At 30.7% G+C, this 825-nt stretch carries 1 protein-coding gene; it reads right to left on the minus strand.

The genetic code is table 11. The features are described from left to right. Positions 1-85: 85 nt before the first annotated feature. Positions 86-550: a DMP19 family protein gene (locus AC23MC_RS16415; protein ID WP_487569405.1), complete on the minus strand. Its 465-nt coding sequence runs from the start codon at positions 548-550 to the stop codon at positions 86-88. Positions 551-825 lie beyond the last annotated feature (275 nt).

An 825-nucleotide genomic window follows, 5' to 3' on the forward strand; every position in this document is an offset into this window, starting at 1 on the left:
TAAACGAGGTTGTTTTTTATGATTAGAATGAAAATTTAGTTTTTTGAAGGGGTTGTGCAACGGTTACCGCTGTTGTGCACTGGTTTTATTTAAAGTCGTTTATGTTTTTTCTAACATAATCTAAAACTAAACCGCCAATATTTTCTTCATAAAGATAAAATTTTTCTTCAAGTTGAGTCCATTTTTCGGAAGTTTGCTCGTCAATATTTTCTAAAATTTCGCGTCTTTTTTCGTTATTTTTCGGGATTGGATTTTCAGGAAAGTAACTGTAAGCTTCTTCAACTAATTTAGCGGTTTTTGTCGCTCCAATTCTTTTCAAAGCTTCCAAAGTTTCGTTTGCATAATCGCCACTTGAGTTAAAGAAAAACTGGTCAAAACCTCCATTATTGATTTCGGCTTCCAATATCTCAACGTAAAGAAATGTTTTTTCGGCTTCATTTAAGTTTTCAAAATCATCGAATAATTCAGTTTTTTTCCAAAGTATTTCTTGAATTTTCAATATAGATTCTGTTTCATCTTTAATTAATAAAGCTTTTTCTATTTCAGACATTTGGTTGCAATTAGTAAATGAGAAAAGTATTAATATGTAAATTATTTTTTTCAAGATTTCGTTCGGTTTAAACTTGTGCACAACGTTTCGCAGCTACAAGAAGTTGCGTACTTCATTCACTGGCAATCACAAATATAAACAAAACATTGATTCAACAATTACCAATTCTGATAAATCCCCTGCCTAGCAATTTCTTGTAACTGCTGTGCTTGTTGCACAACTCCTCAAATATACCAAAAAAATCTTGCAAAAAAGATTCACTTTTTGTAATTTTA

Source organism: Flavobacterium sp. T50_26 (assembly GCF_057652995.1).

What these genes read in the sequence shown, in the direction of transcription:
- AC23MC_RS16415 (WP_487569405.1), bottom strand. Translation starts at nt 550, where the DNA reads ATGTCTGAAATAGAAAAAGCTTTATTAATTAAAGATGAAACAGAATCT.